The sequence below is a fragment of the Acidimicrobiales bacterium genome (genome assembly GCA_035546775.1).
Classification (GTDB): domain Bacteria; phylum Actinomycetota; class Acidimicrobiia; order Acidimicrobiales; family JACCXE01; genus JACCXE01.
This window is the reverse complement of the sequence record DASZWD010000061.1, coordinates 22,988-38,884: the sequence shown is the minus strand read 5'-3', so window position 1 is coordinate 38,884 and position 15,897 is coordinate 22,988. Positions and strand designations below refer to the sequence as shown.

15 protein-coding genes are annotated in these 15,897 nt (G+C 68.9%); 5 read left to right on the top strand and 10 right to left on the bottom strand.

Annotated features, from left to right (window positions below; translation table 11 throughout):
- Nucleotides 1-2 precede the first annotated feature (2 nt).
- Genes VHC63_15885 through VHC63_15875 form a run of 3 tightly spaced genes read right to left on the bottom strand, consistent with a single transcriptional unit; the run spans nucleotide 3 to nucleotide 3,393 of the window.
- On the bottom strand, nucleotides 3-1,394 hold the full coding sequence (locus VHC63_15885) for a glycosyltransferase (GenBank protein ID HVV38087.1): 1,392 nt from the start codon (nucleotides 1,392-1,394) through the stop codon (nucleotides 3-5).
- Complete coding sequence (locus VHC63_15880) at nucleotides 1,358-2,569, bottom strand: ABC transporter ATP-binding protein (protein HVV38086.1); 1,212 nt, start codon at nucleotides 2,567-2,569, stop codon at nucleotides 1,358-1,360. Before VHC63_15880 ends, VHC63_15885 begins: the two co-directional genes overlap by 37 nt.
- Entirely contained in the window at nucleotides 2,569-3,393 is an 825-nt protein-coding gene (locus VHC63_15875; protein ID HVV38085.1) for an ABC transporter permease, read from the bottom strand. The genes VHC63_15880 and VHC63_15875 overlap by 1 nt, the downstream gene beginning before the upstream one ends.
- Before the next feature lie 40 nt (nucleotides 3,394-3,433).
- On the opposite strand from VHC63_15875, the gene VHC63_15870 reads away from it, so the two are divergent.
- The 5 genes from VHC63_15870 to cofE are packed head-to-tail and all read left to right on the top strand — an operon-like array spanning nucleotide 3,434 to nucleotide 9,695.
- On the top strand, nucleotides 3,434-4,075 hold the full coding sequence (locus VHC63_15870) for a glycosyltransferase (protein ID HVV38084.1): 642 nt from the start codon (nucleotides 3,434-3,436) through the stop codon (nucleotides 4,073-4,075).
- A complete protein-coding gene (locus VHC63_15865) occupies nucleotides 4,072-5,922 on the top strand; it encodes a glycosyltransferase (GenBank protein ID HVV38083.1) in 1,851 nt (616 codons plus the stop codon). The genes VHC63_15870 and VHC63_15865 overlap by 4 nt, the downstream gene beginning before the upstream one ends.
- 4 nt (nucleotides 5,923-5,926) lie before the next feature.
- Entirely contained in the window at nucleotides 5,927-8,062 is a 2,136-nt protein-coding gene (locus VHC63_15860; protein HVV38082.1) for a SpoIID/LytB domain-containing protein, read from the top strand.
- Nucleotides 8,059-9,000, top strand: a complete 942-nt coding sequence (gene cofD / locus VHC63_15855) for a 2-phospho-L-lactate transferase (protein HVV38081.1) — start codon at nucleotides 8,059-8,061, stop codon at nucleotides 8,998-9,000. The genes VHC63_15860 and cofD overlap by 4 nt, the downstream gene beginning before the upstream one ends.
- Nucleotides 8,997-9,695 carry a coenzyme F420-0:L-glutamate ligase gene (cofE, locus tag VHC63_15850; GenBank protein ID HVV38080.1) on the top strand — a complete coding sequence of 233 codons (699 nt, stop codon included), beginning with the start codon at nucleotides 8,997-8,999 and terminating at the stop codon, nucleotides 9,693-9,695. The genes cofD and cofE overlap by 4 nt, the downstream gene beginning before the upstream one ends.
- Here the strand turns inward: cofE and VHC63_15845 are convergent.
- Genes VHC63_15845 through VHC63_15815 form a run of 7 tightly spaced genes read right to left on the bottom strand, consistent with a single transcriptional unit; the run spans nucleotide 9,692 to nucleotide 15,884 of the window.
- Complete coding sequence (locus VHC63_15845) at nucleotides 9,692-10,648, bottom strand: GDP-mannose 4,6-dehydratase (GenBank protein HVV38079.1); 957 nt, start codon at nucleotides 10,646-10,648, stop codon at nucleotides 9,692-9,694. The two genes, cofE and VHC63_15845, sit on opposite strands and share 4 nt — an antisense overlap.
- Nucleotides 10,649-10,650: 2 nt before the next feature.
- The gene (locus VHC63_15840) at nucleotides 10,651-11,577 is read right to left on the bottom strand and encodes an NDP-sugar synthase (protein HVV38078.1); all 927 of its coding nucleotides are present in this window, start codon (nucleotides 11,575-11,577) and stop codon (nucleotides 10,651-10,653) included.
- Nucleotides 11,574-12,284 carry a hypothetical protein gene (locus tag VHC63_15835; GenBank protein HVV38077.1) on the bottom strand — a complete coding sequence of 237 codons (711 nt, stop codon included), beginning with the start codon at nucleotides 12,282-12,284 and terminating at the stop codon, nucleotides 11,574-11,576. The genes VHC63_15840 and VHC63_15835 overlap by 4 nt, the downstream gene beginning before the upstream one ends.
- Before the next feature lie 14 nt (nucleotides 12,285-12,298).
- The gene (locus VHC63_15830) at nucleotides 12,299-12,823 is read right to left on the bottom strand and encodes a hypothetical protein (GenBank protein ID HVV38076.1); all 525 of its coding nucleotides are present in this window, start codon (nucleotides 12,821-12,823) and stop codon (nucleotides 12,299-12,301) included.
- A complete protein-coding gene (locus VHC63_15825) occupies nucleotides 12,820-13,674 on the bottom strand; it encodes a glycosyltransferase family 2 protein (protein HVV38075.1) in 855 nt (284 codons plus the stop codon). Before VHC63_15825 ends, VHC63_15830 begins: the two co-directional genes overlap by 4 nt.
- The gene (locus tag VHC63_15820) at nucleotides 13,674-14,606 is read right to left on the bottom strand and encodes a UDP-glucuronic acid decarboxylase family protein (GenBank protein ID HVV38074.1); all 933 of its coding nucleotides are present in this window, start codon (nucleotides 14,604-14,606) and stop codon (nucleotides 13,674-13,676) included. The genes VHC63_15825 and VHC63_15820 overlap by 1 nt, the downstream gene beginning before the upstream one ends.
- A 6-nt stretch (nucleotides 14,607-14,612) precedes the next feature.
- Entirely contained in the window at nucleotides 14,613-15,884 is a 1,272-nt protein-coding gene (locus tag VHC63_15815; protein ID HVV38073.1) for a UDP-glucose/GDP-mannose dehydrogenase family protein, read from the bottom strand.
- Nucleotides 15,885-15,897 lie beyond the last annotated feature (13 nt).

Genomic DNA, 15,897 nt, shown 5'->3' with positions numbered 1-15,897 from the left:
GCTCAGCGTAGGCGGCGCAGCGCCATGCGCAGCAGTTCCGGCCCGCGCCCGTTGCGGACGTGGCGGCGCAGCGACGCGGCCACGTGGAAGGGGCCGCGCCGTTGCCGGGCCGCCCCGCGACCGACCGCCGCCAACCGCCCGGCGGTCTCGCGGTCGACGAGATCCGGCGCGCGCCGCGGCGCGTCACAGAAGGCAACGAGCGCGGCGAGCGCCTTGCTCCAAGCGAAGTCGGGCGCCACCTTGCGCACGGCGGCGGACGCTTCGGCGCGCGCCGCGTCGTCGGAGAGCAGCGCGTCGATGGCGTTGGCGAGCGCCGACACGTCGTCGGCGGGCACCGCCGTACCGAGGTGGTGGGCTTCGACGAGTTCGCCCATGGCGTCGCCGGCGGTGCACACGATCGGCAGGCCGGCCCACAGGTAGTCGAGCACGCGGGTGCGGAACGAAAACGCCGTCTCGACGTGGTCGAGGTGCGTACTCACCCCGATGTCGGCGTCGAGCAGCCAGTCGGCGCGTTGTTCGTAGGGCACCCAGTCGTGGTTGAAGAAGACGTGCTTGCCGGTAAGGCCGAGCTGTTCGGACAACGCCAGGGCTTCGGTCGCCATGCGCATCTGCGGCACCTCGGGATTCGGGTGCTTCATGCCGAGGAAGTACAAGCGCAGCTTCGGCCGGCGCGCCTTGAGCGCGTCGACGGCGCGGATGAGGGTCAGCGGGTCGAACCAGTTGTAGACGCCGCCACCCCACAGCAGGACCTCGTCGTCCGCGGCGATGCCGGCGACCGCGCCGCGGATTGCATGGCGCTGCTGCGACGCGGGTTCGTCGTCCACACCGAAGGGGACGACGTCGATCAGCGACCGCAACGACGGATCGGCGTCGTAGGTCAAGGGGTTGATGCGCCCGAGAGCGCCGAGGGCGCCGAGCCAGAAGTCGCGCTGCTTCTCGCTGGCGCACAGGAAGTAGTCACCGCGCGCGATCTGCTCGTTGAGCACGGCGACGGTCGACGCCACGACTTCGACGCGCACGTCGTGCTCACTGGCCTCGCGCGACAGTTCGAGTTGCTCGAGGTGGAACGGGTCGTAGAGGTCGACAACCATGACCTTGTCGGTGTGCGCCAGCCACGGCTGGCCGTCGATGACGAAGCCCTGGAACACGATGACGTCGCACCATGCTTCGAGCGCCTTCAGTTCGTCGGTCCAGCCGCGACGCACCGCGAACGACGACGGCAGCGGATCACAGTTGCCGGTGGTGAACAGCGTGACGTCGTGACCGCGCTGCGACAGCGCCGTAGCCATCTTCCACGCGCGGATCGCCGGGCCGGCCATGCGGGCGCCCAGGGCGTCATTCGTGATGACGAGGATCTTCACGGCAGGCGCGGCGACGCGCCGTCCACGGTCCACGTCGCGTCGAGGGCGACGAAACCGTGCTGCTGGCGGGGCGTGCCGGGTTCGACGTCGAAGCGCAGCGCGTGCAGACGGTGGTCGTAGGGATGCGTCGCGCTGTAGTCGTAGAAGCCGACCGCCAAGTCGTAGGTTCCCGCCAGCAAGGGCAGACCCTCGACGGTCATGTCGACAACACCCGAGCCGTTGACCTTCTCGGGGATCACGCCGACGTCGCGCGTGTTCGGCCCGGACAGGTCGATGCCGTTGAGCGTGGTTATGCCGATGCCGAACACCGGCCGCGCGATCGGTTCGCTCGTCGTGTAGTGCAGGCGGAACGTGACGCGTTCACCGGTGCGCACCTGCTGGGTCGGCACCCCGTCGCGCCCGATGATCTCGACCTTGTCGATGCGGCCCTCGCCTGAGCCCCAGCGCGACCCGCCGATGCCCTCGTCGTGGCGGGCGACGTGGGCGTCGGCCATGTAATTGTCGATGACGTCCGCCGCGGTGCCGACCTGCTTGAGCACGCCGTGTTCGAGCAGGGCGACGTGGTCGCACAGATTGCGGACCGTCCCCAACGCGTGGCTGACGACGACGATCGTCTTGCCTTCGTTGTGGAGGTCGGCGAACTTCTCGGCGCACTTGCGCTGGAAGTTCTCGTCGCCCACCGCCAGGATCTCGTCGACCAGCAGCACGTCGGGATCGACGTTGATGGCCACGGAGAAGCCGAGGCGCACGTACATGCCCGAGGAGTAGTTCTTGACCGGCGTGTCGATGAAGCGTTCGAGACCGGCGAACTCGACGATGCCGTCGAACTTGGCGTCGAGCTCCTTCTTCGAGAGGCCGAGGATCGAACCGTTCAGGTAGACGTTGTCGCGCCCGGACAGCTCGGGGTGGAAGCCGGCGCCCACTTCGAGCAGCGCGCTCGTCTTGCCGACGATGGCGGTGCGGCCCTTGTCGGGGCGCAGGATGCGCGCCATGCACTTGAGCAGGGTCGACTTGCCCGAGCCGTTCTCTCCGATGAGGCCGAAGGTGGAGCCCTTCGGCACTTCGAGTGACACGTCCTTGAGCGCCCAGAACTCTTCGTACTTCGCGCGCCCGCCGCGCATCAGCGCCACCTTCAGCGAGTCGTTGCGCTCGTGGTACAAGCGAAAACGTTTCGAGACGTGCTCGGCCAGGACTGCCGGTTCGCTCATTACAGCTCCTCGGCGAAGCGCGGTTCGAGCTTCATGAAGATCCAGCGACCGATGAGCACGCTCAGGATCGCGGCGCCCGCCACGTAGGCAAAGTCGTACAGCGGGGGCCAGCGCAGGTCGTACATCAGGTTGCGGTACATGTCGACGAAGCGAACCATCGGGTTGAGCCCGTACAGGCGCTCGACCGGCAGCGTGTGCCCGAACAGCTTTGCCGTGCGTGGCACGAGGCTCTTCGGATACACGATGGGGGTGGCGTAGAACCAGAGCTGGAGCAACAGCGCGAGGAAGTGCTGCACGTCGCGGAAATACACGTTCATGGCACCGAGCGCGAGGGCGATGCCGTAGGCGAAGAACATCTCGAGGGCGACGACGAGGACCACGCCGGGGATGTATTGAATGGCCACGTTGCCCACGAACAACAACGCGGCGATGAGCACCCCGAGTTCGATCAGAAACTGCACCGCCCAGGACGCGATCACCGACGCCGCCAGCACTTCGCGCGGGAAGTACACCTTCTTGATCAGGCCGGCGTTCGCCAGCGGCGCTCCCATGCCGCCCATGAGGCTGTTGAGCAGGAAGTTCCACGGCAGCAGGCCGCACAACAGGAAGAAGCCGAAGTTGTGCAAACCGGACGGATTGCCGGTGTCGGGGTCGACCCGGATGACGAAGTGGAAGACCAACCAGAAGATCGCCATGGTCGCGAGCGGGTTGATCATCGACCACGCCCACCCCAAGGCCGACCGCTTGTACTTGCCGCGTAGCTCACGCAGAGTGAGGTTGCGGAAGAGTTCGCGGGCTTCGGCTAGCTCCGAGACCGTCGCCATGACGGGACCAGCGTAGTTACCCCTTTAGTGTGAAACCGCAATGCGGATCGGGGTCGTCTCCTCTCACTTCCCGCCGAACTTCACTTCGGGCGGCACGCTCGCACCCCAGCGGCTGGCGCGCGCCTTCGCCGCCGCCGGCCACGACGTATTCGTCTACGCCGGCCACCTCGACAGGAACCGGCGCGCCGGTTCGAGCTGGGACGAGACCGACGAGGCCGGCGTCAACGTCCACTGGATCGAGATCAACCCCTGGATCGGCTGGGCCGACGACCACAACTTCGACAATCCGAATGTCAGCTCGGACTTCGTCGACTGGCTGGTGACGACGCAGCCCGACGTCGTGCACGTCCACTCGTGTCAGGGCCTCGGCGTGGGCGTGATCGAGGCGGCGAAGGCGGCGGGTGTGCCGGTCGTGCTGACGATGCACGACTTCTGGTGGAACTGCGCCCGGCAGTTCCTCGTCGACCGCACCTTCACGCCGTGCAGCCTCGTCGTCGACTGCGGGGTGTGCCAGTGCGAGGTCGACCACCGATGGCTCGGTCTGCGCAACGACCGGCTGCGGGCCGCGCTCGAGCACGTCGACGTGGTGCTGTGCCCCTCGGCGTCGGCCGCGGCGGTGATGGCGGCCAACGGGGTCGACCCAGCGAAGCTGCGCGTCGACGAGAACGGCCTCGAACTGTGATCACGTTTCGCTACACCGGCGGGTGGAACGAGATGAAGGGGGTGCGCGTCGTACTCGACGCGGTGCGCCTGCTTCCGCCCGGCGACTGGCGGATCGTCACCCATAACATCGACGACTTCGTCGTCGCCAACAACGTGTCGCTCGCGGGTTTGCCCGTCGAAACGGTGCCCAGCTTCGCGCCCTCCGAGGCCGCGGCCGTGTGGGCGAACACCGACGTCCTGCTGGTGCCGAGCATCATGCGGGAGTCGCACTCGCTGGTAACGCGCGAGGCGCTCACCGCCGGCGTGCCCGTCATCTGCACCGACACGCTTGGGCCCGAAGAAGTCGTCGAGGACGGCGTCAACGGCCTCGTCGTCCCGGCGGCCGACGCGTCCGCGCTCGCCGACGCCATGCGCCGCTTCATCGACGAGCCCGCGCTCGTCGACAGCATGCGCGCCGCCTGCCATGACATCCCCGTTCGCCCGATCCAAGACCAAGTCGACGGCCTTCTTGCCCTCTACGCCGAACTGGTCTCGCCCGAGGGCCGGAAACAGGCGTCCGGCGAGACCAGTTCGGGGGTTGGGCGGCGGGTGCTGTTTCTCGTCGGGATCGACGGGGCGCCGCTGCGCTATCGCGCGTTCCTGCCGGCGGAGGCGCTCGGGCTGTTGGGCGTGCACGCCGACGTGCGCTACTACTCCGACGCGTCGGTGCCCGAGCTGGCGCGCCAGGCTGACGCCATCGTCGTGTACCGCGTGCCGGCGACCGCCGAGGTACTCGACGTCATCGCCGCGGCGCGCGCCCGCGGCGTCGTGGTGCTCTACGACGTCGACGACCTGATCTTCGACCCGGAGCTGGCCGCCGAGATTCCCGCGTTGTCGATCCTGCCGCCGGACGAAGCCGCGCTGTGGCTCGAAGGCGTGCGCCGCTACCGCACCGCGATGGAAGCGTGCGACGGCTTCGTCGGCAGCACCGCGGGGTTGTGCGCCCACGCCGCCGCCGTGACGGGAATGCCGACCTACCGCTTCCCCAACGGTGTCGGCCTGCTGGTGGGCCAGCAAAGCGACGCCGCGCTGCGCAAGCCGCGCACCGCCGGTCCGGTGCGTATGGGGTACCTGTCGGGGACCAACACCCACGACCACGACTGGGCGATGGTCGAGCCCGCCGTCGCCGCGGTGCTGGCGCGCCACCCCGACGTCGAGTTATGGCTCGTCGGTCTGGTGACGCCCTCTCCGGCGCTCGACGCGTACGCCGCGCGCGTGAAGCGCATCGGCTTCACCGAGTGGACGGCGTTGCCCAAGGTGTTGCGCGACCTCGACGTCAACCTGGCGCCGCTCACCGCCGGCAGCCGCTTCAACGAAGCCAAGAGCGCCATCAAGTGGCTCGAAGCGGCGCTGGTGGCGACGCCGACGGTGGCCTCGCCCACGGAACCGTTTCGCGAAGCCGTGCAGCACGGCCGCAACGGCCTGCTCGCAGAGACGCTCGACGAGTGGACCGCAGCGCTCGAAGCGCTCGTGACCGAACCGGCGTTGCGCGCCCGCATCGGCGCCCGCGCCCGGCGCGACGCGCTCCTGCGGTGGTCGCCCCACCTCCAGGCCCACGTGTACGCCGACATTCTCCGTTCGGCGACGCCCACGACCCGCCAGTCGAACTGGACCGACGTGGTGGCGCCGAGCGAACCGTTCGTCGACCGGCCCCTCGAGCGCTACGAATTGCCGCGCCGCTGGAGCGTCATGCTGCCCCCGCCCGTACGCATGCAGTACCGCCGTTTCCGGGCCTTTCTGTGGCGCTCGTACCGGACCTTCCGCCGCCACGGGCCGGTGGGCATCGTCAAGCGCGTCCCTTCGCGCCTGGCGCGTCGACAAAGATAGGAGCGTGCTCCGCCCACTCCCCCGCCTGCTCGCCGCGGCCGCCGTCATCGCGTCGGTCGTGGGCGTCGTCTTCGCCGTTGCTCCGCCTGCGAGCGCCACGCCGTCCACCTTCCACATCGAGGGAGGCGGCTTCGGCCACGGCGTCGGCATGAGCCAGTACGGCGCCCTCGGTTACGCCCAGCAGGGCTACGGCTACGCCGACATCCTCACGCACTACTTCACCGGCACCGCGGTCACGTCCGTCGCACCCAAGCCCGAGGTGCGCATCCAGATCGGCGACGACACCACCGCTCCCGCCGACCTCACCGTCGTGCCGACCGCGCACGTCAACCTCGTGCTGAAGGGTCAGATCGTCGCCGCCGCCGAAGCGAACCAGCCGATCGTGGCGACGGTGAACAACGGCAAGTTCGACGTGACCGTCAACGGCACCCAAGTTCTCACGCAAGTCGGCGGCGGCGGCGACAACATCTACGTCGAGTACAACAACTCCCCCGTTCACGTGAACGACACCGGCCACGACTACAAGTACGGCCAGATCGAACTGAACGCGCCCTCGGCCACCGAGTTGCGCTCGACCATCGCCAGCATGGGGATGAACGAGTACCTACGCGGCCTCGGCGAGGTGCCGTCGTCGTGGCCGGTCAACGCGCTCAAGGCCCAGGTGCTGGCGGCGCGCTCGTACGCCGAGTACAAGCTCGAGCACGGCGCGACCTTCCTCTACGGCGACGTGCGCGACCAGAACTACGTCGGCTACGACAAGGAAACCAACAGCGGCGGTTCGAACTGGGTCTCCGCCGTCGACGGCACCGGCAACGAGATGGTCACCTACAACGGCGGCGTCGCCGAGACGTTCTATTCGTCGTCGTCGGGCGGCTACACCGAGAACAGCGAGAACGTCTTCTCGGCGACCGTGCCCTACCTGCGCGGCGTACCCGACCCCTACGACTCGGCCAACGGCCAGAACAGTCTGCACACGTGGAAGCGCGACTGGTCGCTCGCCGACATGCAGAGCTTCGTCAACTCGAACTCCGCCACGGCGGTGGGCACCCTCCAGTCGATCGACTTCCTCAACCCCCTCGGCGTCTCGGGCCGCGTGACGAAGGCCAACAGCGACGGCAGCGGCGGCGTGCGCATCGTGGGTTCCAGCGGCACCAAGCACGTGAGCGGGCCGACGTTCCAGTCGATCGTCAATGCCGCTCCCGGGCCGACCCCGCCCTCGGGTGGCCGACTCCCGAGCACGCTGATGCGCATCGGCGGCTCGAGTCCCTACGGCGGCTTCACCGGCGGGGTCTTCGTGGCCGCCGGGCACCTCACCAACGGCGACACCAACCGCATCGTCACCGGCGCCGACAAGGGCGGCGGCCCGCACGTGCGCGTACTCACGCCCGACGGCGACGCCACCGGCGTCGAGTTCATGGCGTACGACCCGCACTTCACCGGCGGCGTGCGCGTGGCGGTGTGCCATTTCGGTGACGACGCTCTCGATTCGATCGTCACGTCGCCCGGGGCGGGCGGCGGCCCGCACGTGCGCGTGTGGAACGCCGACGGCTCGCCCCACAACGGCGGCTTCATGGCCTACGACCCGGGCTTCACCGGCGGCGTCTACGTGGGCTGTGGCGACGTCGACCCGACGAACCCGGGCGACGAGATCATCACCGGCGCCGGCGCCGGCGGCGGCCCGCACGTGCGCGTGTTCGATCGCGACGGCAACCTGCGGGGCGAGTTCATGGCTTATGACCCGCACTTCACCGGCGGCGTCAGGGTGGCGGCGGCGGGCGCCAACATCGTCACCGGGCCCGGGCCCGGCGGCGGGCCCCACGTGCGCCTGTTCGACCTGCTCGGCGCGTCGACCGTCGGGTGGATGGCGTATGACCCGGCGTTCACCGGCGGCGTCTACGTCGCCGGCGGCAACGTCACGGGCGACGCGGCGCCCGAGGTCATCACGGGCGCCGGTGAGGCCGGCGGTCCGCACGTGCGCGTGTTCGACCAGGCGGGCGGCGTGGTCACCGAGTTCATGGCCTTCGCCACCTCGAGCGACCACGGCGCCCGCGTTGCCGCGGCCCACGTGCCCGGCGGCGCCGTCGTCGCCGGCTCCGGAACCGGCGGCCCCTCCCTGCTGCGTGTGATCGCGCTCCAGTGACGCGGGTCTGCGCCCTCGCCGGCGGCGTCGGCGCGGCCAAGATGCTGCGGGGGGTGATGCGCGCCGTCCGCCCGACGGACGTCACCGCCGTCGTCAACACCGGCGACGACGTCGTGCTGCACGGCCTGCACATCAGCCCGGACCTCGACACCATCACCTACACGCTGGCCGAGGCCATCAACCCGGAGACGGGCTGGGGCCTCGCCGGTGAGTCGTGGCAGGCGATGACCGCCTTGGACCGCTACCGCGGCCTCACGTGGTTTCGCCTCGGCGACAAGGACCTCGCCACGCACCTGTACCGCACGCAGCGTCTGCGCGACGGTGCGAGCCTCGCGGACGTGACGGCCGAGATCACCCAGGCGTGGGATATCGACGTGCGCGTCATCCCGGTCACCGAGGACCGCCTCGAGACGCGGGTGACGGTCGACGGCGAAGGCGAGATCGGGTTCCAGGAGTACTTCGTCGGCCGGCAGCACAACGTGACGGTGACCGACGTGCGCTTCGCCGGCGCCGAGGAGGCCCACCCCACGCCCGGCGTGCTCGCCGCGCTCGCCGACGCTGACGTCGTGCTCATCTGCCCCTCGAATCCGATCGTCTCGATCGGGCCGGTGCTTGCCGTGCCCGGCGTGCGCGCCGCGGTCGAGGCGCGCCGCGCTGACGCGGTGGCGGTGTCGCCCATCGTCGCCGGCACCGCTCTCAAGGGCCCGGCGGATCGCATGCTGCGCGAACTCGGCCACGACGCATCGGTCGTGGGCGTCGCCCGCTTGTACCGCGACCTCGCGGCGACCCTCGTGATCGACGAAGCCGATCGTGACCTCGCACCGGCGGTCGAAGACGCGGGCATGCGCTGCGTTGTCGCTCCCACGATCATGCACGACGCGGACGCCGCGGCGGCGTTGGCTCGCGTCTGCCTCGACGCGGCATCATCACCGGCGTGATCACGATCTTCCCCCTCGAGGGCATCGGCGAGGTCCACGACGGCGATCGTCTGGCCACGCTCATCGCCGACGCCGCGGCCGGCGCGTTGCAGGCGGGCGACGTACTGGTCGTCACGCAGAAGATCGTGTCGAAGGCGGAGGGCCGGCTCGTACCGGTGAACCCCGAAGACCCGCTGTCGGCCAAGGCCCTCGTCGAGGAAGAGTCGGTGCGCATCGTGCGCCGCCGCGGCGACCTCATCATCAGCGAGACCAAACACGGCTTCGTCTGCGCCAACGCCGGCATCGACCTGTCCAACGTGCCGTCGGGCTACGCCGCGTTGCTACCTGTCGACTCCGATCGCTCGGCGCGACGCATTCGCGACGGCCTGCGCGCCGACCTCGGCATCGACGTCGGCGTGATCGTCTCCGACACGTTCGGTCGCCCGTGGCGGCGCGGACTCACCGACGTGGCGATCGGCGTCGCCGGGATCGCGGCGGTGGTCGACCTGCGCGGGACGACCGACGCGTTGGGACGCGAACTGCAGGTGACCGAGGTCGCCATCGCGGACGAGATCGCGTCGGCGGCCGAGTTGGTCATGGGCAAGGCGTCGGGCATCCCGGTCGCCGTCGTGCGCGGCATCGACGCCGATTGGTTGCGCGAGTCGTCGGTGGCGAGTGAGATCGTCCGCCCCCCGGCCGAAGACCTTTTCCGCTAGCTCGCGGCGCGATTCGCGCGGAACCATTCGACGGTTTGCGCCACGCCGTCGTCGAAGGCGGTGAAGGGTTGCCAACCCAGCTGCATGGCGGCGCGTCCGGGATCGAGGCAGCTGCGCTGAAGGTCACCGGGACGATCGGCGGCGAAGATGGGCTGGGCGTCGACACCGACGGCGCGTGCGACAGAGTCGTGCACCTGCCGGTCTGACGTTTCGACGCCGGTGCCGATGTTGCACAGCAGCCCGCCGCCGCGATGCGTCGCCCGTACGACGGCGTCGACGACGTCGTCGACGTAGATGTAGTCGCGCGTCTTGCCGCCGTCGCCGAAGATGGTGCACTGGCGCCCGTCGAGCAACAGCCCGGCGAAGATGGCGACGACGCCCGCCTCGCCGTGCGGGTTCTGCCGCGGGCCGTACACATTCGACAGGGCCAACGACGTGAAATCGAGCTCGTACAGCTCGCGGTACGCGTTGAGGTAGTCGGTACTCGCCTTCTTGCTGATGCCGTAAGGCGACAGTGGCCGCTGCGGCTGGCTTTCGCGCACCGGCAACGCGTCCTCGGGGACGGTCCCGTAGATGGTGCCGCCACTCGAGCTGAAGATGACCTTCGCGGCGTGGGCGGCGCGGGCGCCCTCGAGCACGTTGAGCAGCCCGATGATGTTGATCGACGCGTCGTTGACGGGATCGGCGACCGAGTCGCGCACGCTGAGCTGCGCCGCCAGGTGCACGATGGCCTCCGGCTCCCGGCGCTGGATGAGCGCGACGGTGTCGCGCGAGCGGATGTCGAGCGTGTGGATCTTGAGCGCGCCGTCGGCGTTGGCGCGGGCGTCGGCGAGGTTGGAGAGTTTGCCGCCCGAGAGGTCATCGATGACGTCGACCTCGTGACCTTCGGCGAGCAACCGGTCGACGAGGTTCGAACCGATGAAACCGGCGCCGCCGGTGACCAAGTACCGCATCGCTACTCCACTGTCCCGCCGACGACCTCGGCGAAGTCGGGCACGGTTGCGCCGGGACCCACGACGGCGAACTCGCGCACTGATGCGCTCACACCCACCGTGGCACCGACCCCGATGACGGAGCGGTCGACGACGGCGTTGGCGCCGACGAACGCGTTGGCCTGCACGACGGAGTCGATGACGACCGCCGAGGGTTCGACCTTCGCCGTGGCGTCGATGACGGAGCGGCCCGCGATGTCGAGGTTCGCCTGGACGTAGGCCGCCGGGTTGCCGATGTCGATCCAGTAGCCCTCGACGGCGGCGGCGTACAGCACGCCGCGTTCGACCATCGCCGGGAACACTTCACGCTCGACTGAGACCCGACGCCCGCGCTCGATGACCTCGAGCGCCGCGGGCTCCATGACGTAGATGCCGGCGTTGATGAGGTTCGTCGGCGCCGTGCCCGGTGCTGGCTTCTCGATGAACGCCGTAACCCGCCCGTCGCTGTCGGTCACGACCACGCCGAAGCGTGACGGGTCTTCGACGGGGGTGAGCCCGATCGTCGTGAGCGCGCCCGTCGCCGCGTGGGTCATGATCAGCGCGCTGTAGTCCATGTCGGTGAGCACGTCGGAGTTGACGACGAGGAAGCGATCGTCAACCGCGGTTTCGTCGGCGGCGTAGGCGATGGCGCCACCCGTGTCCAGCGGCTCGGCCTCCACGACGTAGCGCACGGGTACGCCGGCGCAGTGACCGTCGGGATAGGCGGCAAGGAACGCGTCGGCCTTGTAGCCCATCGACAGGATCACTTCGTCGACGCCGTGGCGGGCGAGGTGGGCGACGGCACGCTCGAGCATCGGCACGCCGGCGACGGGCAGCAGTTGCTTCGGTGTCGTGTACGTCAGCGGCCTGAGCCGCGTGCCCTCGCCTCCGACGAGGACGATCGCTTTCACGGAGCAGAAGTCGACGTGTCCTGCGGGACGGTGTCCGTCGGATTCGTCGTCTGCTGCAGGTCCGCCGGGTTGGGCAGCGTCGCGGCCGACGGCGGCTGCGTGACCTTGAAGCCCTTGGGATTGAAGCTGACCGTGATCAGCATCCCGTCCTTCAGGCGGATGTCTGACGGGTTCCCCGAGAACTTCGTGCCCTTCGTGTCCTTCAGGTTCTTGAACACGTACGTCGTGAGCTCGCCTGGCTTCTTGCCGCACTTGTCGCCGTTCTTGAACTTCTCACCGGCGCGCTTGAGGTTGACCGACGTGGCGGTGACGGTCACACCCGTGTCGTCAAACAACTTGCCGAAAGTAGCGTTCTTGCCGGCCACCGAGGCGACGAACGGGTGGATGTGCACCAGGCCGTCTTCATGGGTGTGGATGCCGGTCTGGTCGCCCTGGGGGCCGTCCTTGAGCGGCGCGGCCCACTTACCGCACAGGTTGAAGCCATAGGCGGTATGCCAGTGGTCCTTGTTGACGACGGGCGGCACCGTGGACGCGCTCGCCTTGGTGTCGTCGAGGTTCTTCGATGCCATGAAGACGCCGAGCACCCCGAGGACCACGACCACGAACAGCGCGCTGTACCAGCCGACGGGGGTCTTCTTGCCCGCGGTACGCCCGCCGCCGGTCGCTGCCGCGCGGTTGACCTTCTTTGCCTGTGACGCCTTACCCATAGCGGGGTGTGAGGCTACAACGTGGTGGTCGTATCGCCGGTGTCACCGGCGCCCGGGGGCGTGGGCAGCGGCTCGAACGGCACCCGGATGTCGGGCCGGGGGATCTCCTTGAACCCGCACACCAACCATGCACCCGTTTTGTGCGTCATGCGTGCTTCGTACCACCGGTAGGTGTTGTGGTACTGGATCGTGTAGCTCACGAGTTCGTCTCCGCCGGCGAGGGTCTTCGTCGTGCCCATGCGGTGGCGCTTCACGCCGCCGAAGTTCTGTCGCTCCTCGGCGACCTGCCTCGCGAAGTCGGCCTTGCTCGGCGTCGACGAGCCGGCGCACAACATGCCGTAGGCCGTCGCGGTGTCGCCGTCCTGCACCGCCGTGAGATACGAGCTGAGGACGCCTTTGGCGCTGTGGCCGTTGCCACCGCGGACCACGAGGCTGAGCACCAGCGCCATCAGCGCCACCACTACGCACAGGGGCAGCAGCCAACGCCAGCGCCGCCGCGGGACGGCGTCCTCGCGCCCGAGCAACGGTGCCTCAGTCACGAACGACGCAGGGATCGGGCGAGCACCGACAGCACCAGGCGCACACCCATGCCGAGCGCGACGAAGGGGAACACGGCGCGCGTCGGCCAGGTGTGCGACGACCACCAGAAGCGCAACACCGACCGGTGGTGCTCGGCGAGCATGCGGTAGGGCAACTGCCGCGTCGACACGCCACCCTCGTGGATCACGCGGGCCGCCGGGTCGTAGCCGACCCCGGCGCCGAGCACGCCGGCGCGATGACACAGGTCGATGTCTTCGAGGTACATGTAGTAGTCCTCGTTGAAGCCGCCGAGCCGGTCGAACAGATCGCGCCGAATGGCGAAGCACGCCCCCGACACCCAGTCGACACGGCGCGGCGAGGCGTGGTCCCAGTCGAGCAGGCGGTAGCGGCGGGTGAAGCGGTTGTTCGGCATCACGAGACCGAGAAAGGCGTGCCCGGCGGCGTCAAGGGGACGCGGCACGATGCGCGCTGAAGGGTAGAGAGTGCCGTCGGTGTTGTCGATGCGCGGTCCCACGATGCCGAGCTGTACGTCCGCTTCGAGGGCCGCGACGAGCGCCTTCACTGCGCTGGGCTCCACGACGATGTCGGCGTTGCACACCAGCAACACGTCGGCGGCGTCAGGCGCGAGCGCGGCCGCGCCCCGGTTCACGCCACCGCCGTAGCCGTAGTTCGCGCCCGTCTCCACGATCGTCACCCACGGCTCGGCGCGCTTTAGGTCCGCCAGCGACGAGTCGGTGCTGGCGTTGTCGGCGACCACGACGGTGTCGAGGCCGGCACCGTGCAGCGAGCGCACGCAGTCGAGGAGGTACGCGCCGGCGTTGTAGTTGACGACGACCGCCGCGACGCGCATCACCCGAGAATCCGGCGGAAGTACTCCGCCGTGCGCTCGAGGCCTTCGCGCAGACCGATCGTCGGCTCCCATCCGAGGATCTGGCGCGCCAGGGTGATGTCGGGGCGGCGTTGCATCGGGTCGTCCATCGGCAGCGGCTGGTGCACGATCTCGGAACGGTTGCCCGTCACCTCACGGGCGATCTCGGCGAACTCGGCCACCGTGTACTCCGCGGGGTTGCCGATGTTGACCGGACCCACATAGTCACTGTCGAGCAGCGCCAGCAGGCCGCGCACTTCGTCGTCGATGAAGCAGAAGCTGCGCGTCTGCTTACCCTCGCCGTAGACGGTGAGCGACTCCCCCCGCAGGCCCTGCACGAGCAGGTTGGTGACGAGACGCCCGTCGTCGGGTCGCATTAGGTCACCGTACGTATTGAATATGCGCGCCACGCGCACATCGACGCCGTGGGCGCGGTGGTAGGCGAATGTCATCGCCTCGGCGAAGCGCTTCGCCTCGTCGTACACGCCGCGTGGACCGATCGGGTTGACGTGGCCCCAGTACGTCTCGGGCTGCGGATGCACCTGCGGGTCGCCGTACACCTCGCTCGTCGACGCCAGGAAGAACTTCGCCCCCTTGTCTTTGGCCAGACCCAGCATGTGGTGGGTCCCGAGGCTGCCGACCTTGAGGATCTGGATCGGGATGCGCTCGAAGTCGGCGGGGCTCGCCGGGCTGGCGAAGTGCAGTACGGCGTCCACCCGGCCGGGCACGTGCACGAAGTTGCTCACGTCGTGGCGCATGAACGTGAAGCCGGGCGTGCCGAACAACTCCTCGATGTTGGCGATGTTGCCGGTGAGCAGGTTGTCGATGGCCACGACCTCGTCGCCGCGCGCCAGCAGCGCGCGACACAGGTGCGACCCGATGAAACCGGCGCCGCCGGTGACGACTACCCGCATCGTTCGCTACAGCCGCCCGATGCCGTCGTAGGTGAACCCGTGGCGGCGCACCGCGGCCGGGTCGAGCAGGTTGCGGGCGTCGACGATGTTGGTGCCCACCATCAGGCTGCGCACCTTCGTCAGGTCGACGAAGCGGAACTCCTCCCACTCCGTCAGCACGGCCAGCGCCGCCGCACCTTCGACTGCGGCGTAGGCGTCGTCGCACACGGCGAACTCGTCGAACTGCCGACTCGCCATCGGGTCGAACGCCTGCACCTTGGCGCCGCGCGCCAGCAGCCGCTCGATGATGAACAGCGCCGGCGACTCACGCGTGTCGTCGGTGCGCGCCTTGAACGTCAGCCCCCACACGGCGATCGTCTTGCCTTCGAGCGAACCACCGGCGGCGAACGCGATCTTGTCGGCCACGCGCTCGTACTGCTCGTCGTTCACCGCCACGACGCTGCGCAGCAGGTCGAACCCGTACCCACGGTCCTCCGCCATGTGAATCAGCGCCCGCGAATCCTTCGGAAAACAACTACCGCCCCATCCGGGGCCCGGGCGGAGGAACTCGAAGCCGATGCGCTTGTCCTGGCCCATGCCGAGCGCCACGTCTTTGATGTCGGCGCCGACGAGCTCGCAGAAGTGGGCGACGGCGTTGATGAAGGACACCTTGGTGGCGAGAAACGCGTTGGCGGCGTACTTGATCGTCTCGGCCGACGCCGGATCGGTCACGAGCACCGGCGCGTGCAGCGACTCGTACAACTCGGCGAGACGCAGTGCGGCTTCCTGGTCATTGGCGCCGATGACGATGCGGTCGGGGTTCAGCGAGTCCTGCAGCGCCTGGCCCTCGCGCAGGAACTCGGGATTCGACACGACGAACACGTCGTCGCGGTTGAGCAGCGCGGCCACGCGCAGGTTCGACCCGACCGGCACCGTCGACTTGTTGACCACGATGCTCTCCGGTCGGATGTGGGGGCCGATGTCACGCGCGACGGCTTCCACGTAGGACAGGTCGGCGGAGCCGTCTTCGCCCTGCGGGGTGGGCAGGCACAGGAAGATGAACTCGGCCTCGGCCGCGGCGGTGACGGCACCGAGCACGAACTTCAGGCGGCCGGCTTCAATCCCCTGCTCGACCATCTCGTCGAGTCCGGCTTCGTGAATCGGCACTTCGCCGCGGTTGAGCGCCTCGACCTTCTCTGGCACGACGTCGGCACACACGACGTTGTGCCCGAGGTGCGCGAGATACGCACCCGTCGTCAGCCCGACGTAGCCGGTGCCGATTACTGCAATGTCAGCCATCCGCCAAGGTTAC